The following is a 26,163-nucleotide window of genomic DNA, read 5'->3' on the forward strand; positions in this document are numbered from 1 at the left end:
AAATTTCAGCAAAAATACCAATTTTTAATTTACTTGTTTGTGAGTTTATTCGTTAATTTGTTGTAAAAAAAATAGAAATGCAAAAGTATTTGAGGGTTATATATGTGGTTGCCATTTGTTTGACAGTTGGTTATTTGTCTAGTATGGTTACTATTGAAAGTGTAAAAACGTGGTATCCAACATTAAAAAAACCTTTTTTTAATCCACCAAATGAGATTTTTGCACCTGTTTGGACAGTTTTGTATATTTTAATGGGAATTGCAGCAGGTTTAGTTTGGAATCAATTAGAGCACAATAAAGAATTGGTAAAAAAAGGACTTTTCTTTTTTACGGCTCAATTATTATTAAATGCCTTATGGTCTTATTTGTTTTTTGGTTTGCATAATATTTTATTAGCTTTAATTGAAATTATACTTTTATGGCTTATTATTTTTGAAACTTATCTGATTTTTAAGAAGATAGATAAAACAGCGGCAAACTTACTTATTCCTTATATTTTGTGGGTTTCTTTCGCATCTGTTTTAACTATTTCTATCTATATTCTTAATTTTTAATTATTATATTTTATTAAAACGTTATTTTTCAGCTTTTTATAGTTGTTTTTTTGTTAATTTTTTATATTTTTGAGAAAAATCAAAACTGTAAAGTTATGTCCAAAAAAGCACTCTATCTTCTTGGGATTTTAGCTACAATCCTTCTTGGAACTTGGTTGTATGTAACTTTTTGTTGTAATTGTTGTTCAGTAGAATGTCCTTCTTTAAAAAAGGAAAACCATTCAAAAGAGAATCCTACTAAAGCAATTCATTTTGCTAAAACTAGTGGTTTTCATTTTACATCTCCTGATTTAAGCTACAATTGCAATAATAATTTTAATTTTTTGGCTTCCAATTTTAATATTTTAATTCCTGTTTCAGATTCTATTGATTTAGGTATTTCTAAATTACGAACAGTACTTGAAAAGAATAATACTACTGTTAAGATTGTTGGAGTTTATGCTAACAATGAAGAGAATAGTTCTATTTTTACTAATCTAGGTTTGGCAAGAGCTAATTCAGTTAAAAATTATTTTTTGAGTAAAGGAATTGCTGAAAAAAATATTGAAATTTCAGAGCAACTTCAAGATGAATTAACAATAAAAGATGATACACTTATAGGGTCAATTCATTTTGAGATTTTAGATTTTAACGTAAATATTTCGAAAATTAAAAATTGGCAAACTATAAAAAAGAATATAAACGCTACCCCTTTAACTTTGTATTTTAATACTGGACAATCTTCGATTACGCTTACTCAATTACAAAAGCAACAGATAGCTGATATAATAGATTACATTAATCATGTTGAAGGTTCAAAAATAAATATTACTGGTCATAGTGATAATGATCCAGGTGTTAGAAATACTAACCAATATTATTCTGAAGAGCGTGCTAAGTTTGCTAAAAAATATTTTGTTTCCAATGGTATTCCTGAAAATAAAATTGAAGCTTCAGGAAAAGGAGAATTACAACCTATAGCAGATAATACAACAGAAGAAGGTAGGGCAAAAAATAGACGTACAGAAATTACTATTAAGTAACAACAACTAACTAAACTATATACTTATGAATTTACCTTGTTTTTTAATTCCTGCCTTGGTTGGTCTTATATGTGGAATATTGGGCTATTTACTTGGAAAAATGTCTTCAAAACCATCGACTATAGATACGGATTCTTTACAAGATGATTTGGATAGCTGTAATAGGAGAAATTCGCAATTAAGACTTGATATAGATAAATTACGCTCTCAATTAAATGATCAATCTAGAGCAAGTAAATCAAATTTAGTTGCGGAGGTACCTGTTTCTGTTTTAATTCCATTTGATGGTTCGGAAGCCAAAGCTGTTTTTGGTAAAAAGATAAATGAAAATGATTTAAAAATTATTGAAGGAATTGGACCCAAAATTGAAGAATTATTTAAAACTTCTGGAATTTTAACTTGGAAATCCTTATCTGAAACTTCTATTGATAGATGTAAAGAGATTTTGAGTAAAGCAGGAGAACGTTTTCAAATTCATGATCCAGGAACTTGGCCTAGACAAGCCAAACTATGTTATGAAGGAAAATGGCAAGAATTAAAAGATTGGCAAGGAATTTTAGATGGAGGAAGAGAACGCTAAAAAATTAAAAACCAGTAAATACTGGTTTTTTTATTAAATAGACTCGCTTATTATAAAGCCACCAGTCCAAGCGTTTTGGAAATTAAAACCACCAGTAATAGCATCGATATTTACTATTTCACCTGCTAAATAAAGATTAGGTAAGATTTTACTTTCCATAGTTTTAAAATTTATTTCTTTCAAATCAATACCACCAGCGGTCACAAACTCTTCTTTAAAAGTACTTTTCCCATTTACTTGAAATTGACCATTTGTTAATTGTTCAGCAAGTAAAATCAATTGTTTTTTTGAAACATCAGCCCATTTTAACTCATTTGAAATTCCAGAAGCAAAAGTTAAACTTTCCCATAAGCGCTTAGGAAAATCAAAAGGACAAAATTTTGAAATTAATTTTTTGTTATTAACTTCTTTTAGTTCTTTTAACTCATCCAAACATTCTTCGAAAATAGTTTCGTTTAACCAATTTACTTGAAGTGTAAAGTGATAGTTTTTGTCGAATAATTCTCTTGCTCCCCAAGCGGATAATCGTAAAATTCCAGGTCCACTCATTCCCCAATGTGTAATTAATAATGGGCCAGAAGCTTTTAAATTACTGCCTTTCACTTTAACTGTGGCAAGAGCGGAAACACCCATTAAATCTTTTATTCGTGAATCTTTGATATTAAAAGTAAACAATGAAGGTACTGGAGGAACAATTGTATGGCCTAAGTTAGTTAACATTTCCCATACTTTAGTATTGCTTCCAGTGGTTAAAATTATTTTTTGACATTGAAAAGTGTCAGAGTTTGTGTCAATTTTCCAACTGTTCTCTTTTTGAAAAATTGATTGAACACTTTGTAGAGTTAAAATGTCAATTTTGAGCTTTTCTGTGGCTTTTATAAAACAGTCAATAATAGTTTGGGATGAGTCCGTTGTTGGAAACATTCTCCCGTCGTCTTCAATTTTTAATTCAACACCATGATTTTCGAACCATTCAATCGTATCACCAGAACAAAATTGATTAAAAGGTCCTTTTAGTTCTCTTTCTCCTCTTGGGTAGTACTTTACTAGGTCATTTGGTATAAAACAAGCATGTGTAACATTGCAACGTCCACCACCAGAAACTCTAACTTTAGATAAAACTTCTTTTCCGCGTTCTAAGATAGCAATCTTGTACTTTTTATTTTTTTCTGCAATATTTATAGCAGTAAAAAAACCAGCTGCACCACCACCAATAATTATTATGTCGTATTTTGAATTCATATCCTATCGGGAAAATCAGAAATGATGCCATCAATATTAAATCTTTTTACATGTTCAATATCTATAGTTTCATTGACTGTCCATGTATTGATTTTTAATCCTTTTTCTTTCGCAAAATTACAATTATCTGTGGTTAATAATGAAAAATGAGGATGAATATGTGTTGCTTTAAATTCAATAGCCCATTCAATGGCTTGTTCAACACTTGCTTGAGTTAATACCGCAAGAGGAATATTAGGATTAAATTCACTAAAATTATAAAGTTCTTCATATTGAAAGCTAGAAATAATAAAATTGGAATACTTCCAGTTTTTATTTTGCACGTATTCTTCAATTATTTTTGAAGTAGGTTGAGCTGTATTACGACCTTTTAATTCGATGTTAATGTTACATCTTTTATCAATTAAATCTAAAGTTTCAATTAATGTAGGAATTTTATGTGTTTCTAAAATTCTTAATCTTTTAAGTTGTTCCAAAGTAAATTTTGCAATTTCTCCTTCTCCGTTTGTTAAGCGTTCTAAAGTAAAATCATGGAAAACAATAAGTTCACCACTTTTGCAAACATGAATATCTAATTCTATAGTATCAACATTTAGTTCGATTGCTTTTTGAAAAGAGTCAAATGTGTTTTCAATACTGTATCCTTTTGCCCCTCTATGACCAATTTTTTGCATAGTTTAAAGATATAAAAAAGCGCGAATCTAATAATAAGATTCGCGCAATTCAAACAAACAAACAGGTAAACATGAACCTGTACTACTGCAAAATTACAAATTTCCAAGATTCCATTTGAACTTTTTGGCCTTTATTTAACGAAAATTTTGTATTTGTGTACATATTTTTGAAATTTCCATCTAATTCTATCGTGAATTCTTGATTGTTTTTTGATAGATTACCTATAAAAATCATTTTTTTACCTTCTTTTTCTCTTTCAAAAGCTAAAATTTTATCATTTGAAGAGGTGGCTATTTTTTTATATGAAGCTTTGTTTTTTCCGCCATGTAATGCTACTTTGGTTGTTTTTAATTCACCTAGTTTTTTAAAAATTTCCCAGTTTCTGCCTTTTTCTTTAGGAATAGAGTCTTTTTCAAAAAATTTTAAACGATGATTTAAACCATATTCGTCACCACTATAGATTAAAGGCATTCCAGGAGTCATGAAGGAAAGAGCTATCATTAGTTCAGAGGCATCACCTAATCTTTCTTCAATGGTTCCGTTCCAAGAATTTTCATCATGATTATCCACAAAATTCATTGCAATATCATCTGTTTCATATTCTTTTGTTGCTTTCTCCATGAAAGCATCCCAATTTGCAACTGTTTCTTTTCCTTGGGCTATTTTATTCATGGTGTGATGTCCTTCCCAAGAATAATACATGTCAAATAAATTTTCTTTTATTAATTCTGGTTGCCAAGCTTCTGCTAACATGAAAATACTTTTTTCTTTTCTTAAAGTAGGAATAGCTTGTTGCCAAAAATCGGTTGGAACATTACTAGCTACATCACAACGAAAACCATCAATTTTTTCGTTTTTTATCCAATATAACATATCATTAGTCATTTCTTTTCGAAGTTCTTGATTGTTATAATTTAAGTCGGCAACATCTGTCCAACCCCAAGTTTCTCCAGTTTCTGGATTAATTGGGTCAATAATTTCTCCTTTTTCATTTTGGGTATAAAATTCGGGATGTTCTTTAATCCAAACATGATCCCAGCCTGTATGATTGGGTACCCAATCTAAAATCACATAGATGCCGTTTTCATGAGCTGTTTTAACTAAATTTCTGAAATCTTCAATAGTTCCAAATTCTGGATTTACTTTTTTGAAATCGGAAACCGCATAATAACTTCCTAAATATTTCGATTGTTCTTCTGCTGGCATTTCTGAGGCAAATTTGCTATCATCACCTCCAGTAGCTTTTCGTTTGGTTTCTGAAATGGGGAAAATAGGCATTAACCAAATAATCTTTACTCCTAATTCTTTTAATTGTGGAATATCTTTGGTAAACTGATTAAAAGTGCCTTCTGATGAATATTGACGGATATTTGCTTCGTAAATAACTGCATTTTCAGTTATTTCCGAAGTAAATGGTTCAATTTCTTGCGTTTTAACTATAGGTATTTCTGTTACTTCTTTTTTCTCCTCTTTACAACTAAATAAAGTTACTAAGAGTAAGGTTAAAATAGTTTTTTTCATTTTATATTTATTTTTCTAATAGGAATAATAAAGGAATATCAAAACGTTTTTGCCATGATAATTCGGAATGATTTTCTCCTTCAAATCGCAAGTTTTTATAGTTTTCGGTTGAATATTCTTTGTTGTAGAAAAGTTGATTTACTGTTTCTTCATATTGCGGATAATATTGATCTAAAGTTTCTGTTCCAAAGTCAAAATAGAATTTGTGCGAATTAGGAGAAGGAATGTTTTCTTTCAAATAAGCAAAAAAGGAATCAGGAATAGGATTATTGTCTTGTGGATACATACCTGGCCAATGTGTTGAAATACAAATTGCACCACTAAAAACATCTGGATATTCACAAATACCATACATAGACATTAAACCACCCATACTAGAACCTCCTATAAATGTGTTTTCAGCATCTTTTAAAGTGAAAAAATTGGCATCGATATATGGTTTTAATTCGTCTACTATAAATTTTAAATAGTTATCGCCTTTAAAACTAGCTTCTGTAATGTTTAACCCTTTTTTCTTCGAGTCTTCGAAAATGGAGTCTTTTATTTTCTTTGGTAAATAATTTAAAGTCTTTTTTGGATATAAATCTAAAAAACGAATTTCTGGAATATTGTGAATACCAACAATAATGAAATCTTTTATTTCTTGTTTGTCTATCAATCGCATTCCAATGTCATCAGCCATCCATTCTTGTTTGTTCCAAGTCGTATTAGCATCAAACAAATTTTGACCATCGTGCATGTAAATAACACTGTATTTCTTTTTTGGAGAATACCCAACAGGAATCCAAACATCCACAGATCTCGGTTTGATTAATTTTGTTGGAAAACTATCTAAACGAATTACATTTCCTTTTACTTTATCTGATTTAGGTAAAATTCTAGGTTTTAGTTTTATTTGAGCAAATGTAAATGTGGTTAGCAATAAAAATAAAAGTATTTTTTTCATCGTGTTGTTTTTTTGAAAGCTAATTTAATTCTAAAATTAAAAAAGATTTACTTTCTATCGCAATTTCTTTATTTAATTCGAAAGTTATATTCGATAAAACATCTTTTCCAGAAGTGTATTTTTTTAAATTTTCTTCAAAACGAGATAGATTTATCTTTTGATTGTCCAAGGAATTGTTAATTACTACCATTACACTTTCAGTATCATTATGACGAAAATAAACGTAGACATTATTTTCTGGAATATAATGTGTTAGTTTTCCAGTATGAATTACGTGTTTGTTTTTTCTCCAGTTCAAGAGTTTTTTAGAAAAATCAAAATATTGTTTTTGAACTGCAGTTCTTCCAGCACTTGAAAATGCATTGTTTGTATCACCTTTCCATCCACCAGGAAAATCTTGACGAATATCTGCATCTCCTTTCCCTTTATCACCAGCCATTCCAATTTCTGAACCATAATAAATTTGAGGAATTCCACGCATTGTTGCTAAAATGGTCATTCCTAACTGGTACTTTTTAAAATCGTTTTTATAGTTTTGATTGAAACGACCTGTATCATGATTTTCTAGAAATATTAATAAATTATTGGGATTATCATACAAGAAATCATTAGCAAAATTATCATAAAACTTAATCATTCCATCATTCCAAGAAGCATTGTCTTCATTAAAAACATTTCCAAAAGCATCATGTAATGTAAAATCCATTACACTTGGTAAATAGGAATTATAACTTTGAATTCTTGAAATAGGGCTGTTTCTTTGCCAATAAGATATTTGTGCTTGATCGTGCATCCAAACTTCTCCAACGATGTTGAAATAAGGATATTCATCAGTGATAGCTTTTGTCCATTTGGCAATGCCTTCTTTGTCATTATAGGAATAGGTATCTACTCGATAACCATCTAAATTAGCATATTCAATCCACCAAATTGCATTTTGAATCAAGTAATTTAAAACCAAAGGATTGGATTGGTTTAAATCAGGCATGCTTGGTACAAACCATCCATCCATGCAATATTTAGCATCGTGTTTTGAACTATTAGTATCATATTGCGTAGTCATTCGATAATTACTTTGAGCATAGCCTGGAAATTGATGAAACCAATCGTATGTTGGCATGTCTTTAAACATCCAATGTTCGGCTCCCCAATGATTCGTTACATAATCTTTGATTAACTTCATATCCCGTTTGTGCATTTCAGCTGCTAATCGTTTGTATTCTTCATTGGTTCCATAACGAGCATCAATTTGGTACACATCAGATTGACCATAAGTATGATACGAATATCCTTTGTCATTATCTTCGCACATTGGAGTACTCCAAATGGCTGTTGCACCTAATTCTTGGATGTAATCTAAATTTTTAATAATTCCTTCTATATCACCACCATGTCTTCCACCTGGTAAACTTCTATTTGCTTCTTCTTGTAATTTTGAAGAAGAATCATTGGCTTCATTTCCATTCGCAAAACGATCTGGCATAAGTAAATATATAACATCTGAAGCATCAAAGCTTTTTCGGTTGGCTGAATTCTCTCTTCGTTTTTTGATTTCAAAATCTTTAGTAAATGATTTTTTACCGCTTTTAAAAGTAAATTTTAAAGTTTGAGCAGTTATATTTTTTGTGTCAATTGTAACGAAAAGATAATTTGGATTTTCCGTTTTTGTAATATTTGTGATTATAATACTATTTGAAACAGAAATGCCATTTTCAGCTATGTTTTTTCCGTAAAATAAAACTTGGACTTCACTTTTATTCATGTTTTCATACCAAAAAGGAGGTTCCATTTTTTCTATTTGAGCAAAAGTAAAATTCACAAAGAGTAAGGTAATCAGTATTTGAAACCAACTTATTTTCATGTCATTATTTTTTAAATAAAAAAGACAGAAGTTAGTTGTCCTCTGTCTTTTTATAATTATTTTATTTCTACAATGCTGATAGCATAACCACCACCAGCTGCTGAAGTCATTTTTAGTTTTGACTTATCCGTTACTTTTTGTTTTGTAATGGTATAAGCTTGGGGATTTGTTTTGTAATCAGCTCCTTTTGCATCTGCATAAATAGTAGCTTCGTATTTTTTACCTTTTTCAAGGAAATCTAAATTTATGGTTGCTGTTCTTGGATTGACTCCATTATTATTTCCAACAAACCAATTATTTGAATTTTTATCTTTCCTAGCTATTGTGATATAATAACCAGGTTCTGCTTCCAAATATTTTGATTCTGTCCATTCTACTGGAACATCTTTTATAAATTGAAAAGCATCTAAAAAGCGATTGTAATTTTCTGGTAAATCAGCAGCCATTTGTAAAGGGCTGTATAGGATTACATATAATCCTAATTGGTTTGCCAAAGTTGTATTTACATGTGAATTGTTATCAGGGTTTATTTTTGAGATGTCCATTTCAAAGATTCCTGGAGTGTAATCCATTGGTCCACCCATTAATCTAGTGAATGGTAAAATAGTGGTGTGATTTGGTTTTGAACCTCCAAAAGCTTGAAATTCTGTTCCTCTAGCGGATTCATTTCCTATCATATTCGGATAGGTTCTGCAAATACCTGTAGGACGAACTGCTTCATGAGCATTCACCATGATTTTATAATCAACGGCTTTTTCTATAACATATTGGTAATGATTTAAAATCCATTGACTGTAATGATGTTCGCCTCTTGGTAACATGTTTCCAACGTAACCTGTTTTTACCGCTTCATAACCATTTTCATTCATAAATTGGAAAGCTTTATCCAAATGACGTTCGTAATTTCTAGCAGAACCAGAAGTTTCATGATGCATAATCATTTTTACCCCTTTCGATTTTGCGTATGCATGAATTCCTTTAACATCAAAATCTGGATAGGGCGAAACGAAATCAAAAACATAATCTTTGGATTGACCAAACCAATCTTCCCAACCTTGATTCCAACCTTCCACTAAAACGCCATCAAAACCGTGAAGAGCAGCGAAATCGATTAATTCTTTAACGTGTTTTGTAGTGGCTCCGTGGGTTCCGTTTGGTTTTGCTTTGGAATAATCTGTAACTCCTAATTGAATAGATGGAAAATCATTGGTGTATGACCACGAACTTTTTCCTGTAATCATTTCCCACCAAACGCCTACATATTTTACAGGTCTTATCCATGAAGTGTCTTCAATTTTACAAGGTTCGTTTAAATTTAATGTCATTCTTGAAGCTAAAATAGCTCTTGCATCATTACTAATTACTAAAGTTCTCCATGGTGAAACACTAGGAGCTTGTATATATCCTTTATCTCCTTTTGCATCTGGTGTTAAGTGCGATTGAAAAACAAAAGTTTTATCATTTAAATCTAAACTCATGCATGAATAATTAATCAAAGCTGCTTCGTGTATATTGATGTAAATTCCATCAGCAGTTTTCATCATTAAAGATGTTTGAACTCCTGTCTCAGAAAATTGTTCTTGAGAAGCATTATCAGTTACGGCTTTTTTGAATAAATTTCTAATTTCAGAAAGTTTAGATTCTGTATAATCATATTCTTGCGTATCATAATCTCCTGGAATCCAAAATGCTGTGTGATCTCCAGTCATGGCAAATTCTGTACGTTCTTCCTTAATTACGAAGTAAACAAGACTTTTTTGTTGAGGAAATTCGTATCTAAAACCTAAACCATCATTGAATAAACGGAAACGAATAATCATTTCTCTTTCTGTTCCGTTTTGTTTCAATTTAACAGCTAATTCATTGTAATGATTTTGAATTTGCGTTTCTTCACCCCAAACTGTATTCCAAGTTTCATTAAAAGTTGAAGGATTTGTGCTAATTACTTTAAAATCATTTAAAAGAGATTTAGTGTCATTTTTTAGTTCTAAACCTAATTTACTTGATTTAATGACTTCTTTGTTTAGATAATTAAGTTGGTACGTTGGAGTTCCATCACTCAATAAGGAAAATTTCATTTCAAAATTACCATTAGGTGATTTCAAGTTTTGTGCATTAGCTCCAAAAAAGGAAACCAAAAGTATGACGATTAATGTTTTACATTTTTTCATTTTAATAACTTTTAACTAATTGTGATTTTCCGTTTATGATAACATCAATTTCTTGATCCCCTTCAACGCTTACTTTTGTTTCTTGATGGTTTACTTCCACCTTAACGATGGTGTTTCTGAAATTTACTTTGAATGAATAAGCATTCCATTCTTTAGGGATTTTTGGTTCAAAGTAAAGTTGGTTGTTTTTTACACGCATACCTCCAAAGCCTTCAACAATACTCATCCAAGTTCCTGCCATTGATGTAATGTGCAAGCCTTCGTGAACTTCTTTGTTGTAATCATCAAGATCCAAACGTGATGTTCGTAAATAAAAAGTATAAGCTTGTTCCATTCGGCCTAAAACTGCTGCTTGAATAGAGTGTACGCAAGGAGAAAGAGAACTTTCGTGAACCGTAAATGGTTCGTAAAAATCGAAATGTTTTTCTAGTTGATCTTTCGTAAAACGATCTTCAAAGAAGTAGAAACCTTGTAAAGTATCAGCTTGTTTGATGTATGGAGAGCGTAAAATTCTATCCCATGACCATTTTTGATTGATGGGACGTTGTGATTTATCTAAATCAGCGACTTTTACTAATTCTTTATCCAAGAAACCATCCTGTTGTAAATAGATTCCATATTCTTCCGAATAGGGGAAATACATATTTTCTGCTACTTTATTCCATGAAATTAGTTCATTTTCGTTTAAATTTACTTTTGTCATTATTCGGCTATAATCAGTAGTGTAATCCGATTTGACTTTTTCAATTTGTTCTACTGCATAATCAATACACCATTTTGCAATATAATTGGTATAGAAATTATTATTTACATTATTTTCATATTCATTTGGACCAGTAACACCAAGAATGACATATTTATTTTTGTGTGTAGAAAAAGTGGCTCTTTGGAACCAAAAACGAGCAATTCCAATTAAAACTTCTAACCCTTTTTCAGGAATATAAGAATAATCACCTGTGTATCTATAATAATTAAAAATGGCAAAAGCGATAGCACCATTACGATGAATTTCTTCGTGAGTGATTTCCCATTCGTTGTGGCATTCTTCACCGTTCATGGTAACCATTGGATATAAGGCAGCACCATTTTTAAAGCCTAAATTATTCTGGGCATTTTCAATGGCTTTATCTAATTGATTGTAACGATATTCCAATAAACTTCTAGCAACTTTTTGATCTTTAGTAGCCATGTAAAAAGGAATGCAATAAGCTTCTGTGTCCCAATAGGTTGATCCGCCATATTTTTCACCTGTAAATCCTTTTGGACCAATATTCAAGCGTGAATCTTTTCCTAAATACGTTTGATTTAAATGGAAAATATTGAAACGAATACCTTGTTGGGCTTTAACATCTCCATCAATAGTAATATCGCTCATTTCCCAAATTTTTGCCCAAGCTTCTTTTTGTTGGTTCAATAATCTTTCAAATCCTAATTCTTGCGCTTTTTGTAATACTTTTTTGGCAGCTATTACTAAATTATCTTCAGTATGATTGGTAGAAACGGTATAGCCTCCTAATTTTTGAATAGCAACGGTTTGTCCTTTAGTTGCCGCAATTTCGTAAGAAAAAGAAATTTTAGAAGCTTCTTTTTTTATTTCCACAGGTAATACATCTGCTGAAGTATTATTAACTGATATGCTATTTTGCATAAAAGTAGCTACAATGAAGTTTGTTTTCAATGTACGAGCGACTATAAATGCTTTGTTTTCATTACTTTTAACAGTTGAGGTTTCCCAAAATTTTTCTTCCCAATTGGTGTCTTCATTTTCAATACCTGAATCTAAGTAAGGTTTGAAAACCACTTTAGCATCTGAATTGATAGCAGTTACTTCGTATTTAATGGCTCCAAGTTCATCAATATCTAAAGAAAGAAAGCGGGTAACATTTATTTTAACTTGGCTTTCATTGTTAAGAACTACTTCAAATGAGCGGTTATACCAACCTTCTTTCATATTTAACTCTCTACGAAAGCTTTTAATCTCTTTGCAAGTAGCTAAATCTAAATTTTCACCATTAATTTCGACATTAATTCCAATCCAATTGGGTGCGTTTAATACTTTGGCAAAATATTTAGGATACCCATTTTTCCACCAGCCCACTTTCGTTTTGTCTGGATAGTATACTCCAGCGATATAACTTCCTTGAAAAGTGTCTCCAGAATACTGTTCTTCAAAGTTTGCTCTTTGTCCCATGGCTCCATTGCCAATACTAAAGAGGCTTTCTGACGATTTTACGCTTGCTGCATTAAAACCCTCTTCGATAATCGACCAGTTATTTGGTAGTATATAATCCTGATTCATTTTTATTTTTTCACTAAATTTTCTAAAAAAGTTGTGTCTATATGAGTAAAGTCTGGAAACACAAATTGTGCTTCATACAATACTTCTTTTTCACCAACTCCTATGCTGATCATATTGGCACTATTAGCCGCTTGAATTCCTGCTACAGAATCTTCAAATACGATACAATTAGTAGGAGTAGCATTTATTTTTTTTGCTCCTTGAAGAAATACTTCGGGATCTGGTTTTGCATTAGTAACATCATTACCATCAACTATAGCATCAAAATAATGTATAATGCTAGTTTTTTCTAATATTGGTCTCGCATTTTTGCTTGCGCTACCTAAAACGATATTCTGTTTATGTTCTTTCAAGTAATTTAAAACCGTTAAGATACCTGGAAGTATTTCAGATTGATCGATTTCTTCAATATAAGAAAGGTATTCTGTGTTTTTTTGAACCAACCATTTGTTTTTATCTTCTTGGGAAGCTTCAATATTACCTAGTTCTAATATTAAATCTAATGAGCGTACTCGACTGACTCCTTTTAGCTGTTCGTTATGTTCTGGAGTAAATTCTATACCTAATTGTGATGCTAATCGTTGCCAAGCTAAAAAATGGTATCTAGCTGTATCAACAATAACTCCATCTAGGTCAAATATGAAAGTTTTAGTATTCATTTTAATTATAAATCTTTTTTATCTTTTACTTTAAGTACTAAAATAGCAGCTATAATGAAACTTAATCCACTAGTAATCAATGCGTATATTGCATGGTCTCCATAAACATATTTAACCAAGGGACCACCAATAAGAGCGTTTACTATTTGAGGGATAACAATAAAAAAATTGAAAATACCCATATATACACCCATTTTTTTAGGATTTATTGATCCAGCTAAAATCGCATAAGGCATTGCTAAAATGCTTGCCCAAGCTATTCCTACTAAAGCCATCGAAGCAATTAAAGATTCTTTGTTAGGCATAAAATAAATAGAAATCAAACCAATACCACCTAAAACAAGTGAAAAAGCATGCGTTTTTTTACGGCCAATTTGTTTAGCAATATATGGAAGTGTGAATGCGACAATTGCTGATACAAAATTATAAACACCAAAAATAATTCCTACCCAATCACCAGCTGATTGAAATGCTTCGCTTTTAGTATCTGTAATTTCCAATCCATATATATGTTGTGCTATTGCAGGTGTTGTAAAAACCCACATACCAAATAATCCAAACCAAGAAAAAAACTGAACCCAACTTAGTTGACGCATGGTTTCTGGCATCTTAGCAAAATCAGTAAAAATATCAGTTAACTTTGATTCTGTAATTGTATCCTCCTTGTCTTGGCTTTCATTATCAAATTGAGATAACTCTTCTGGAGAATATTCTTTTGTTGAAATAACGGTAACTAAAATTGATACTACCAAAATAAGCGCACCAATGATAAAAGAGTAAATTAAATTATCTGGAATAGCTGAAATATCAGTCGAGGAGTTGCTTACACCGAACCATTCATGAAGAACATACGGTAGCCATGATCCTACAACTGCTCCGATTCCAATTAGAGCGGTTTGAATACTAAAACCTTGAGTATGCTGGTCGGCTCTTAAATTATCACCAACTAAAGCCCTAAAGGGTTCCATGGCTATATTAAAGGAGGCATCCATAATCATTAACATTCCTGCGCCTACCCATAGAGCTGGCATAATAGCTATAAAAATTTCTGCTTGTGGCATTAATATTAAACCAATAGAGGCCAATATAGCACCAACTAAAAAATAGGGTTTTCTTCTGCCAAATTTGCTCCAAGTTTTATCACTGTAGTGACCTATGATGGGTTGAACAATTAATCCCATTAAAGGAGCAATTATCCAAAACCACGATAATTCATGTACGTCAGCACCAAAAATTTGTAGTATACGACTTGCATTTGCATTTTGTAATGCAAAACCCATTTGTATTCCTAAAAAACCGAAACTCATGTTCCAAATTTCCCAGAAACCTAACTTACGCTTTTCCATGTATCGTAATGTATTAATTTATTTACGATAAGCGTTTTTGCTTATCAAAACTTATTTTTTTAGAAGTGTATTATAAGCTTTGATTGGATACAAATATATATTTAATTTTAAACTAACAATACATTTTCTTCTTTTTTTTTCAGACCTAAAACAGAAAATAAAAAACATAAAATGTTGATATTTAAAAAGTTGAGTGAAGCTATCACGTTTTCGTAGATTCTCTAGAAATTAAATTTGTTTCGATTACTTCTGTGCGATATCTCTCATCTTCTTCGTCTTCAGTTTCTAATCTTTCAATTAGCATTTCAGCAGCTTTTCTGCCCATTTTTACTCCGTTTTGACTTACTGTTGTTATAGTAGGAGTAGAGAATTTGGAAATAATTCCATCTGTGAACGCAATTACTGAAAGTTCTTCTGGGATTTTTACTGCTTTTTTTAAGGCTTCTTTTATAGCTACAACAGCAAATAGCTCGTTAACAGCAAAGATACCATCAATATCATTTTCTATAATTAATTTTTGAATTACATCAGAGCAATTGTCAATATCCTCAATTTTTAGAATTATCTTTTCATCAATGGAAATGTTATGATCTTTCAGTGCTTTAAGATATCCTTCTGTTCTTAATTTTCCTACACTTACATAATCTACGGTTGTGATTAAGGCTATTTTTTTTCTACCTTCTTCTATTAAATAATTCACGGCTTGATAGGCAGCTAACAAATCATCAATAATAACTTTATCAGCTAATATTTCATTAGCTACTCTGTCAAACATAACAATTGGCATTCCTTGATTAATAACTTCTTGTAAATGATGAAAATCTTTCTTCTGTTGAGTTTCTTTTGAAAGTGACATGATGAACCCATCCGTACTTCCATTCGCTAACATCTCTAAATTGATGACTTCTTTATCAAAAGATTCATCAGAAAGACATACAATAACATTATAACCTTTTTCATTAGCCACTTGTTCAATACCACTAATTACTGTAGCAAAAAAATGATGTACAATTTCAGGAATGATTATCCCAATTGTCTTTGTTTTTTTATTTTTTAAGCTTAAAGCAATGTTATTAGGCTTGTAATTATATAATTTTGCAAATGCTTGAACTTTTAAACGAGTATCTTCACTAATTTCAGAGCTGTTTTTTAAAGATTTAGAAACAGTTGATATAGAGACATCTAGTTCTTTAGCAATTTGTTTTAAAGTTACTTTTCTTTTCATTGAATTTTTAGTAAATTTAATATTTTTAATAAAAGTACTTTTATTTTTCTTAGTATCGCAATTTTAGTGTAAAAAACACTCTAATTTAATAAAGTTTTCAACACGAAAACGTTTTCGGTAACCCATAATCTGAACTCGATTTTTTTTTACGCTTTTTTTACATAGATTTAACATTAGAAGTGAATTATAAGCGAAAAAATTAAAGATTTAACCCTAAACAAATTGTATGAAAACATTACAAAAAAAGCTATTATTTTTCATGCTGGTAGTACTGCCGTTTGGTGTGTTTGCGCAAAATATTTTAAAAGGTAGAGTGTTAGACAGTGCAACACAAATGCCTTTGCCAAGTGTGAATATATCAGTAGTAAATAATAAGACAGGAACATCAACAGATTTTGATGGAAATTTTACGCTTTCAAATTTATCAGTAGGAGATGAAATTGTATTTTCTTACGTAGGATTTGTAAAGAAGACTTTTACATATAATAACCAAAAAGAAATTACAATATTACTAGTTGAGGATGCAAATCAATTAGAAGGTGTAGTGGTAATAGGTTATGGTACGGTTAAGAAAAAAGATGCAACTGGTGCAGTAACTAAAATTGATGCTAAAGATTTTAATAAAGGTGCTGTTGTTACAGCTGAAAATTTATTGAATGGTAGAGTAGCTGGACTTACTGTTAACACGAGTGGTGCTCCAGGATCTGGTTCAGAAATTAGAATTAGAGGAGGCTCATCTCTTTTTGCTTCAAATGATCCTTTAATTGTGATTGATGGATTGCCTATTGAGAATAGCGCGAATACAGGATCAACTTCTATTTTAGCTGCTTTAAACCCTAGTGATATTGAGTCTTTTACAGTTTTAAAAGACGCCTCAGCGACAGCCATATATGGTTCAAGAGCATCTAATGGAGTGATAATTATAACTACGAAAAAAGGAGGAAAAACCTTAAGTGTAGATTATAATTTTCAATATGGCTCTGGAAAACTAGTTAAAAAAGTAGACGTTTTTTCTGCTAATGAATTTAGAAAAGTTGTTGCTGAAAAATTACCAGGTAGTATTTCTCAGTTAGGAACGGCTAACACCGATTGGCAAGATGCAATTTATAGAAAAACAGATTTAGTTGATAATAATGTTTCCATAAGAGGAAATTTATTTAATTCTATTCCATCAAGATTGTCTTTAGGAAATACATATCAAGAAGGATTGAGATTAACTAATAAGTTTAATAGAAATACGATAGGAGTATCTTTAAATCCTAGTTTTTTAGATAATCATTTGAAAATTAGAGCTTCTGCTAATTACGCAAACGAAAGAAATAGATTTGCAGAAGGTGTAGAAGGAGCAGCACTTCGTTTTGATCCTACTCAACCTGTATATGATGAGAATTCTTATTATGGAGGTTTTTTTGAATATTGGAATCAAAATTCTGACCCAACTTTAGCAGAATTAACTCCAAATGTTGTAAGAAATCCAGTTTCTCAGTTATTGCAAACAAATGATAATGGAATTAATAATAGATTGTTTGGTAATTTTGAAATTGATTATAAGTTTCATTTTCTTCCAGAACTTAGAGGAGTTGTAAATTTAGGTTTTGATGAGTCAAAAGGAGAGAGAACAAAATCGGTTACTAGATTTACTGGATCTTCTCCAAGTAACAATAATAAGCCATATGGAACTAATGAATATTCAGAAGCTTTAAGAAAGAATAGATCATTTGATGGTTATTTTAATTATAAAAAATTATTTAATAGATTTGAGGTTGATGCGACTATGGGATATTCTTATCAAAAATTTGAAGGATATAGTTTTAGTACAGGAAATATATTTCAACCAAATTATTCTACTGCAATTGCAGATGTAGATACCTATGCGGATATTGTTTTAATAGGTCTTTTCGCGAGAACTAATTTTACATATGATGACAAATACATTTTAACTTTATCTTATAGAAGAGATGGCTCTTCTCGTTTTTCTGAAGAAAATAGATGGGGTAATTTTCCAGCTGCATCATTTGCTTGGAAATTAAAAGAAGAGTTTTTTGAAGACTCAACTCTAATTTCTGACCTTAAATTGAGATTAGGTTATGGTATTACTGGTCAACAAGAGATTGGAGATCGTCTTTCTTATTTGCAACAGTATGTTACTGGTAGTAATCAATCGCAATATATTTTTGGCACAACTGCTACACCAATTGCTGTTTCTACGGCTTATAATTCTAATTTAAAGTGGGAGGAAACAACAACTTATAATGTTGGATTTGATTATGGTTTGTTAGATGATAAGATAACAGGAACTATAGATGCTTTTTATAAAAAATCTGAAGATTTATTGGTGCGTTCAGCTTTGCCAGATGGAGGTAACTTCTCTAATAGAGGTATTCAAAATATTGGAGATTTAACCGTTAAAGGTATAGAGTTTGCAATCGATGCTAAGTTAGTTGAGAAGGATAATTTGAAATGGAATGTAAATTTCAATGCTACTAAGTTTGAGAGAAGAATTGATAAATTAGCATTGAATGCAGATATTTTAATTGGAGGTGTAGGATCTGGAACTGGAGGTACTGCTCAAATATATAGAGAAGGATTTACACCTTATTCATTTTATGTTTATAAACAATTATATGATTCAAACAATCAACCTATAGAAGGAGCTTATGCTGACTTAAATGGTGATGGAATTGTTAACGGAGATGATAGATATATTTATAAAAATGCTGATCCAGATGTGACTTTTGGATTTGCTTCGTATCTAAATTATAAGAATATTGATTTTTCATTCAATTTTAGAGCAAGTATAGGAAATAGGATTTATAATGCTGTGAATGCTGGAAGAGCGCAGTATGATTTGTTAAATCAAGCTTCAGGTGTATTAGGAAATATTCCATCATCTGTTCAAGAAACAAGTTTTAACACAACATCTGATGTTATATTATCTGATTTGTATGTTGAGAATGCTTCCTTTTTAAGATTAGATAATATTACTCTAGGATACACTTTCCCTAAGTGGTTAGAAGGAAAAGCTTCATTAAGACTTTATACAGGTATTCAAAATGCTTTTGTTATAACTAAATATTCTGGATTAGATCCTGAAATCACAAATAACGGTATAGATAATACTATATATCCTAGACAAAGATCTTTATTATTTGGTGGAAATATTAAATTTTAAAAAATAATGATTATGAAAAATTTTAAGTTTAACTTTTTAGCGTTCATTGGATTACTTTCAATGTTCATCTCTTGTACAGATGACTTGAATGTGTCTCCAGAGGATGATGATGTTTTTACTGCTGATAACTTTTATTCACAACCAGGTGCTTACAAACAAGCTCTAGCAGGAGTTTATGGGAATTTATCATTAACAGGTACAGGAGGAGCGGAATCATCTTTTCTTGAAGGAGTGGATGCAGGTACAAGTCAATATGGAAGATGTTTGTGGTATTTACAAGATCTAACTACTGATCAAGTTATCTGGAGTTATGAAAACGACCCTGGTACTAGAGAATTGCAACGTAATATTTGGTCTGCTGAAAATCCAATTCTTTTGGGGATGTTTAGTAGAACTATGGTTGAGGTAGCTTTGGTAAATGAGTTTTTAAGACAATCAACTTCTGAGAAGCTTAGCGCAAGAGGTATAACTGATGCAAGTCAGTTAGCAGATATAAGTTTATATAGAAGTGAAGCTAGAGTATTAAGAGCTTTGGCTTATTACAACTTAATGGACTTATTTGGAAAAGCACCATTTATTACAGAAAATGATCCAATTAATTTTCAAGGACCAGAATATAATAGACAACAATTGTTCGATTATGTTGAATCTGAGATTAATGCTGTTTTTCCTAGTTTGAAAGCTCCTAGGGCAAATGAATATGGTCGATTAGATCAAGGGGTTGCTAATATGATTTTAGCAAAATTATACTTAAACGCAGAAGTATTCATAGGTCAAAATAGATATGCTGATTGTGTTACAAAATGCAATGAAGTAATTGCTGGTGGATATACTTTAAATCCAAATTATTTAAATAATTTTAAAAAGGATAATGATGGCTCTTCTGAATTAATTTTTACTCTTCAAGCTGATGCTGTTACTACTCAAAATTATGGACCTACAACTGTTTTTTGTAATGGACAAGTTGGTTCACTAGAAGAAAACGGAAGTTCGTTCGGTGTTGGTGGATGGGGAGGAGCTATAAGGCTAAGAAAACAATTTTCACTTTTATTTGATGGTCCTGCTTTTAATAATGATGCAAGAAATACGATTATTTCAGCAAATAGAAATATAGAAATTACAAATATAGCAGATAGAAATCAAGGCTATGTTTTTGGAAAATACTCAAATATTTCGTCAACAGGTGTTGTAGGGTCAAATTCTACTTTTGTAGATACAGATTTTCCTTTATTCCGTTTAGCGGACGTATATTTAATGTATGCTGAATGTGCAGTTAGAGGAGCATCTAACGCTACAATGTCTCAAGCCTTAACTTACGTAAACATGTTGAGAGAAAGAGCAAATAATAGCTCAACTGTTGCAAACATAGTAATGGGAGATCTAGATTTGGATTTTCTTATTGATGAAAGAGCAAGAGAATTATATATGGAATCGCATAGAAGACAAGATTTAATCCGTTTTGGGAAATTTACAGGAGGAAGCTATAATTGGGCTTGGAAAGGAAATGGATCAAATGGTATTGCTTTATCGAATAATTTAAGAGTTTTTCCTCTTCCAACAGCTTCATTAGCATCTAATCCTAATTTAACTCAGAATACTGGATACTAGTACACTATTAATTATAAATTTAAAAAAAAATGAAAAATATATATAAATCATTATTTGCCTTGGGACTAATTTTTAGTTTAAATTCTTGTGAAGATGAGCAAGATCTTATGTTTTTACAACCTGAAGCAACTTTCGAAATATTATCACCAGTTTCTGGTGAAAGTTCGGTTTTAAACCCGGATACGCCATTAAATCCTGGAGTTTCATTGACTTGGTCAAAAGCTGACTTTGGAACACCAACAGAAATAACATATTCAGTTGAAGTTGATAAAAGTGGTGATAATTTCGATACACCTACTGTAATTACTTCTACAACAAATAACTATGTAACAATAACATCAGATGTTTTAAATTCAGCATCAGTTGGAGTAGGTTTAGTTCCTTTCTCTGAGGGTGGATTAGAAATCAGAATTAAAGCTACAGTTGGAACTACCGCATCTAATGAATCTTTTTCAGATGTTATTACTTATTTAGTTACACCTTATTCTACAGATCTACCTAAAATATATGTTGTTGGGAATTTTTTATCATCTAGTGGTTATGGAAACGATTGGACAGCAGCTGATGCAGTTCCAATTGCAGCTTCTGCATTCGGTAAAACTGATTTTGAAGGATATGTATATATGAATGGAACTTCTAATGAATTTAAATTTTTACCAACAAATATAAGTTTTGATGGTGATTATGGTGATGATGGTTCTTTTTCAGGTGTATTAGTTCAAACAGGCGAGTCAAATTGTCAATTGAATGGAGCTGGTTACTATAATGTAAAAGCTAATACAGGAGAAGTTTCAGCGGACAATCCAAATGGGTTGACTTATTCAACTACTTTGACTAATTGGGCAATTACAGGTTCAGCAACTCCTTTGTCTTGGCCTTCAGGTCCCGAAGGAACAGACGGTCAAGATCATGATATGACTTATAATCAAACTACAAAAAAGTGGGAAATAACGATTAATTTAACAGGAGGTAATGAGATTAAGTTTAGGGCTAATAATGCATGGGCATTAAATTTTGGTGACGACGATACATCTGATAATCTATTAAATGCTGGTGGTGGTAATATTGCGGTTAATGCTAGCGGGACTTATTTTGTGGAGTTGGATTTTTCAAATCCCAGAGAATATTCTTATACACTTACTTTACAATAAAATTTTAATTAAAAAGGCTACTTAGGTAGCCTTTTTTAAACATATAAATAATGAAGAAAATTACTTTTCTATTTGTTTTATTTCTTACACAAGTTTTTTCGCAACAACAAAGCGTTACCTATTCCGTTACTCCTACTTCTTTTGAAGAAAATCAAAGCATCACCATTACCATAAATGGAAGTTCTGTTAACGAAGCTACATGGGGAATTGCCGGTAATGCATTGTATTTATGGGCTTGGTCGTTTGATAGTAATGATACTAATATTCAAGATTGTCCTACAAATGGTTCATGGACCAATTCAAGTGAAACGAATCGTTTGACATATAATTCAGGAAATGATACGTACAGTATTTCCTTTGTACCTAACACTTTCTATTCAAGAACTGGAATAGGAAGAATTGGTTTCTTGGTAAAGGCTAAAGATGGAACAGGGGATAAGAAATCTCAAGATATTTTAGTTGAGGTAGGTGTTTTTTCTTCTACTTTGACTGCACCAGGACTTAATTCAACTACAATTCTAAATTCAGGAGGGAGTTTATTAGTGACTGCTACTAATAATAACGGAAATGCTGACTATAATTTGAAAGCGAATGGTGTTTCTATTAATACTATGAATGCTGTTACTAGTTATTCTTTTAATCATACAGGAATTACAAGTAATCAGAATTATGAATTAGATATTACGCAAGGTACAGTGACGCAAACAAAAACTTTTTCGGTAGTAATTAATCCTGGAACGGTTAGTGAAATTTTGCCTAATGGATTAGAAGATGGTATTAATTATAATGGTTCTGATAATACCAAAGCGACTTTAGTTTTAGAAGCTCCAGGGAAAGATTTTGTTTATGTAGCAGGTTCATTTAACAATTGGCAACCTTCTGCAACTTATGCCATGAAGAAAGACCCAATTTCTGGAAAATTTTGGTTGGAGTTAACAGGTTTAACTGCAACACAAACAGAATCCTATCAATATTGGGTAGTGGATGAAACGCCAATAGCTAATTCTCCAGCTATAGTAAAAGTGGCAGATCCTTGCTCTACTGTAGTATTGTCTCCATTTGATGATCCTTATATTCCAGCAGCTTCATATCCTAATTTACCGATATATCCAGCCGGACAAGAAAGAGAAGTTACGGTTTTGAAAACAGGACAGACTCCTTACAATTGGCAGGTGACCAATTTTATAAAACCGAATAAAGACAACTTAGTTGTATATGAACTATTAGTGCGTGATTTTGATGCTAATAGAAATTATCAAGATGTGATAAACAAAATTTCATATCTTAAAGATTTAGGGATTAATGCGATTGAATTAATGCCAGTTATGGAATATGAAGGCAATGAAAGCTGGGGTTACAACACTTCTTTTCATATGGCTTTAGATAAATTCTATGGAACAGAAGATAAATTTAAAGAGCTAGTGGACATTTGTCACCAAAATGGAATTGCTGTGATTTTAGATATTGCTTTTAATCATGCTTTCGGAAGAAATCCTATGGTTAGAATGTGGATGAATGATCCTGATGGAGACGGTTGGGGTAGCCCAAGTACTGAAAATCCGTATTTCAATACTGTGGCAAGACATACTTATAGTGTTGGAGAAGATTTTAATCATGCTTCAAATTACACTAGAGCTTATGTAAAAAGAACGTTGAAACATTGGATATCCGATTTTAAAATTGATGGTTTCCGTTGGGATCTAACCAAAGGATTTACGCAAAATTGTAATTCAAGTGATCAAGGTTGTACCAATGATTATCAACAAGATAGGGTGGATGTTTTAAAAGAATATGTGGATTATTCTTGGAGCTTAGATCCTAATCATTATGCGATTTTTGAACATTTAGGTTCGGATTCGGAAGAACAACAATGGGCGAATTATAAAATTGCTGAAGGTAAAGGAATTATGATGTGGGGCGAATTGCATGAAGCTTATAAACAATTAGCCATGGGGTATTCTACAAATGCTGATATTTCTAGAATGGGACATGTGAGTAGAGGTTTTACAGGTAAGAGGCTAATAGGCTATCCAGAAAGTCATGATAAAGATCGATTAATGTATGAAGCGGTTACATATGGTAATAGTGCTGGAGCTAATCCAGTAAATGGGAATTTAACTAATGCATTGAATAGAGTAGGAGCAATAGGTGCAACAAGTATTTTGGTTCCAGGACCAAAAATGATTTGGCATTTTCAAGAACTAGGAATGGACGACTCCATTTATACGTGTAACAACGGTAGTGTTAATACAGAAGCTGATGCAATTGCGGGTGACTGTAAATTAGATACAAAACCACAACCTCAATGGGCTGAAAACTGGTTAAGTGATCCAATAAGAGGCCTTATTTATCAAAAATATGCTCGTTTAATTAATTTAAAAACTACGGAAGCTGTTTTTAATGGAGATTATACAATTAGTCCAGACGGAAATAACATAAAGCAAAGAATTTATGTTTACGATAATAGTTTACCTACAACTCAATTGAAAAACGTAGTTATTTTAGCTAATTTTTCTGTAGCTGATTTAAGTATAATTCCTGATTTTCCATATACAGGAGCATGGTATGATTTAATGGACGACACTCCTTATAATGTAACTAATACGGCTACACCAATCACTATTCCTTCAGGTCAATTTAGAATATTTGGAAACCAACCGAGTGCGTTGAGTGTTACTACATTTGAAAATGATGAAAAAGTAGTAGTCTATCCAAATCCTGCTGAAAATAGTTTGTTTATTTCTTTAGATTCAAAAAAAATAGAGATTTATACTATTACTGGTCAACTTGTTAAAAGTTTTGCAGCAGTAGTCGCTAATCAGAGTTTAAATATAGATGAAATTCAAAAGGGAATTTATTTTATTAAAATTACTAATGCAGACAACAAAACGGTTAAGAGAAAATTTGTTAAAGAATAATTTGATTTAGATTAGTTTTCTAAAAAAGCATCTTTTTGAAAAAAAAGGTGCTTTTTTTATACTATAAAATTAAATTTTAAGTTAGTAATATATGATGAAATTAAGTTTATATATAGTTTTGTTTTTCTTGCTAATAGGATGTAAGTCAAGTGATGTTTCAACGCAATATAGAGATGATTTTAAAAGTGTCTCTGCTAAAGAAAAAACAATCTTTTTAAAAGAGAATAAGGCAACAGCTGAAAATAAGAGTGTTTTGTTGTTAACCCAAGGTTTTAAAGGTGAAAAAATAACAGTTAAACAAGGAGATAAATCGGTTTACTCTAGTTACCCAATTACTAACTTAAACACTAAATTAGCCGATTATTTTAGTTTTTCTAATGAAAATGAGTTGCTTATTTATGACCAATTTACTAAAAAGCAACTAATAATCCCTTCTGATAAAGCCAAAAAATACAAATTTATTTATCTAATGAAGGAGTATAAAGACGATACTGCCGATTTTTCAATCACGTATAGTAATACGTTACGACCTTTGAAGTAGTAATGTTTAGCAGAATGAATAGTTCAACTTTTTTAATTTTTTTTTAAGTTGTGACAATTAAAGTTGTGACAAATTATTTTGTCACAATTATTTTGTCACATAATTTTGTGACAATTTTTTTTCTAAAAATATTTTGTCACAAGTTTAAAACGTTTACCTTGGTTTTTCTTTTAAGCAATTTAATTGTTTTTGAGGAACTTAAAAGTCATTACATAAGGGGAGGTTTTTATTAATAAAGAAATTTTTGCTTCCCTAGTTAATGATTTTGTATTATAAGTCTTAGATATTTGTTTTGATTTAGGGTGATGGCCAAGGCTTTCAAATCCACGCTATCAGGATTGAATTGTCTAAATCATTATGTCTTGTAGTTTTTTATATACAGTTTAGAATTGAATTATTTTTTATAGTATACTACATTTATTTATACCTTTTTTTTCTTTCAGAAACTTTATTCTCTAAAAAAGAATAGGTTCTCAAAATCCAATAAACCAAATTTTAACACAAACTATAGTTTTTCTATAAACATAGTTAAAGTTGAAAAAAAATAAAAATCTAAAAGAGCTTGGTTCTATTTTTGTTGCAGAAAAAAATAAAAGCCTTTTAACCAACCTTTTAGTGTTTTTTATACTTTTTATTATAAAAAAAGAACGGTTTATATGTAACAAAAAGACA

At 31.0% G+C, this 26,163-nt stretch carries 18 protein-coding genes; 8 read left to right on the forward strand and 10 right to left on the reverse strand.

The window, feature by feature from the left end:
- The first annotated feature begins 77 nt into the window (after positions 1-77).
- From FIA58_RS13525 to FIA58_RS13535, 3 genes are all read left to right on the forward strand, one after another.
- Complete coding sequence (locus FIA58_RS13525) at positions 78-554, forward strand: TspO/MBR family protein (RefSeq protein WP_140963012.1); 477 nt, start codon at positions 78-80, stop codon at positions 552-554.
- 95 nt (positions 555-649) lie between these two features.
- Positions 650-1,576 carry an OmpA family protein gene (locus tag FIA58_RS13530; RefSeq protein ID WP_140963013.1) on the forward strand — a complete coding sequence of 309 codons (927 nt, stop codon included), beginning with the start codon at positions 650-652 and terminating at the stop codon, positions 1,574-1,576.
- A gap of 25 nt (positions 1,577-1,601) precedes the next feature.
- Entirely contained in the window at positions 1,602-2,156 is a 555-nt protein-coding gene (locus FIA58_RS13535; protein WP_140963014.1) for a hypothetical protein, read from the forward strand.
- A 33-nt stretch (positions 2,157-2,189) separates the two neighbouring features.
- Here the strand turns inward: FIA58_RS13535 and FIA58_RS13540 are convergent, their stop codons facing one another.
- From FIA58_RS13540 to FIA58_RS13585, 10 genes are all read right to left on the reverse strand, one after another.
- Positions 2,190-3,398: a BaiN/RdsA family NAD(P)/FAD-dependent oxidoreductase gene (locus FIA58_RS13540; protein ID WP_140963015.1), complete on the reverse strand. Its 1,209-nt coding sequence runs from the start codon at positions 3,396-3,398 to the stop codon at positions 2,190-2,192.
- Entirely contained in the window at positions 3,395-4,072 is a 678-nt protein-coding gene (locus tag FIA58_RS13545; RefSeq protein WP_140963016.1) for a glycerophosphodiester phosphodiesterase, read from the reverse strand. Before FIA58_RS13545 ends, FIA58_RS13540 begins: the two co-directional genes overlap by 4 nt.
- An 82-nt stretch (positions 4,073-4,154) precedes the next feature.
- A complete protein-coding gene (locus FIA58_RS13550; RefSeq protein WP_140963017.1) occupies positions 4,155-5,594 on the reverse strand; it encodes an alpha-amylase family glycosyl hydrolase in 1,440 nt (479 codons plus the stop codon).
- Positions 5,595-5,601: 7 nt separating this feature from the next.
- Positions 5,602-6,540, reverse strand: a complete 939-nt coding sequence (locus FIA58_RS13555) for an alpha/beta hydrolase (RefSeq protein ID WP_140963018.1) — start codon at positions 6,538-6,540, stop codon at positions 5,602-5,604.
- Between the two features lie 19 nt (positions 6,541-6,559).
- On the reverse strand, positions 6,560-8,401 hold the full coding sequence (locus tag FIA58_RS13560; RefSeq protein ID WP_140963019.1) for a glycoside hydrolase family 13 protein: 1,842 nt from the start codon (positions 8,399-8,401) through the stop codon (positions 6,560-6,562).
- A 56-nt stretch (positions 8,402-8,457) separates the two neighbouring features.
- Positions 8,458-10,572, reverse strand: coding sequence for a glycoside hydrolase family 97 protein (locus tag FIA58_RS13565; RefSeq protein WP_140963020.1), 2,115 nt, complete (start codon positions 10,570-10,572; stop codon positions 8,458-8,460).
- Position 10,573: 1 nt separating this feature from the next.
- Positions 10,574-12,871 carry a glycoside hydrolase family 65 protein gene (locus tag FIA58_RS13570; protein ID WP_140963021.1) on the reverse strand — a complete coding sequence of 766 codons (2,298 nt, stop codon included), beginning with the start codon at positions 12,869-12,871 and terminating at the stop codon, positions 10,574-10,576.
- A gap of 2 nt (positions 12,872-12,873) precedes the next feature.
- Positions 12,874-13,530: a beta-phosphoglucomutase gene (pgmB, locus tag FIA58_RS13575; protein WP_140963022.1), complete on the reverse strand. Its 657-nt coding sequence runs from the start codon at positions 13,528-13,530 to the stop codon at positions 12,874-12,876.
- A gap of 5 nt (positions 13,531-13,535) precedes the next feature.
- Positions 13,536-14,876, reverse strand: a complete 1,341-nt coding sequence (locus FIA58_RS13580) for an MFS transporter (protein ID WP_140963023.1) — start codon at positions 14,874-14,876, stop codon at positions 13,536-13,538.
- A 202-nt stretch (positions 14,877-15,078) separates the two neighbouring features.
- Positions 15,079-16,101: a LacI family DNA-binding transcriptional regulator gene (locus FIA58_RS13585; protein WP_140963024.1), complete on the reverse strand. Its 1,023-nt coding sequence runs from the start codon at positions 16,099-16,101 to the stop codon at positions 15,079-15,081.
- A 226-nt stretch (positions 16,102-16,327) separates the two neighbouring features.
- Here FIA58_RS13585 and FIA58_RS13590 point away from each other — a divergent pair, with 226 nt between their 5' ends.
- The 5 genes from FIA58_RS13590 (at position 16,328) to FIA58_RS13610 (ending at position 25,491) form a co-directional block, all read left to right on the forward strand.
- Positions 16,328-19,273, forward strand: coding sequence for a SusC/RagA family TonB-linked outer membrane protein (locus FIA58_RS13590; protein WP_140963025.1), 2,946 nt, complete (start codon positions 16,328-16,330; stop codon positions 19,271-19,273).
- Between the two features lie 12 nt (positions 19,274-19,285).
- On the forward strand, positions 19,286-20,881 hold the full coding sequence (locus FIA58_RS13595) for a RagB/SusD family nutrient uptake outer membrane protein (protein WP_140963026.1): 1,596 nt from the start codon (positions 19,286-19,288) through the stop codon (positions 20,879-20,881).
- Positions 20,882-20,910: 29 nt separating this feature from the next.
- Positions 20,911-22,032, forward strand: a complete 1,122-nt coding sequence (locus tag FIA58_RS13600) for a SusE domain-containing protein (RefSeq protein WP_140963027.1) — start codon at positions 20,911-20,913, stop codon at positions 22,030-22,032.
- Between the two features lie 50 nt (positions 22,033-22,082).
- Entirely contained in the window at positions 22,083-24,950 is a 2,868-nt protein-coding gene (locus FIA58_RS13605) for an alpha-amylase family glycosyl hydrolase (RefSeq protein WP_140963028.1), read from the forward strand.
- A gap of 91 nt (positions 24,951-25,041) precedes the next feature.
- The gene (locus tag FIA58_RS13610) at positions 25,042-25,491 is read left to right on the forward strand and encodes a hypothetical protein (protein ID WP_140963029.1); all 450 of its coding nucleotides are present in this window, start codon (positions 25,042-25,044) and stop codon (positions 25,489-25,491) included.
- Positions 25,492-26,163: the final 672 nt, after the last annotated feature.

Origin of the sequence: Flavobacterium jejuense (genome assembly GCF_006491595.2) — a bacterium.
Taxonomy (GTDB): Bacteria; Bacteroidota; Bacteroidia; order Flavobacteriales; family Flavobacteriaceae; genus Flavobacterium; species Flavobacterium jejuense.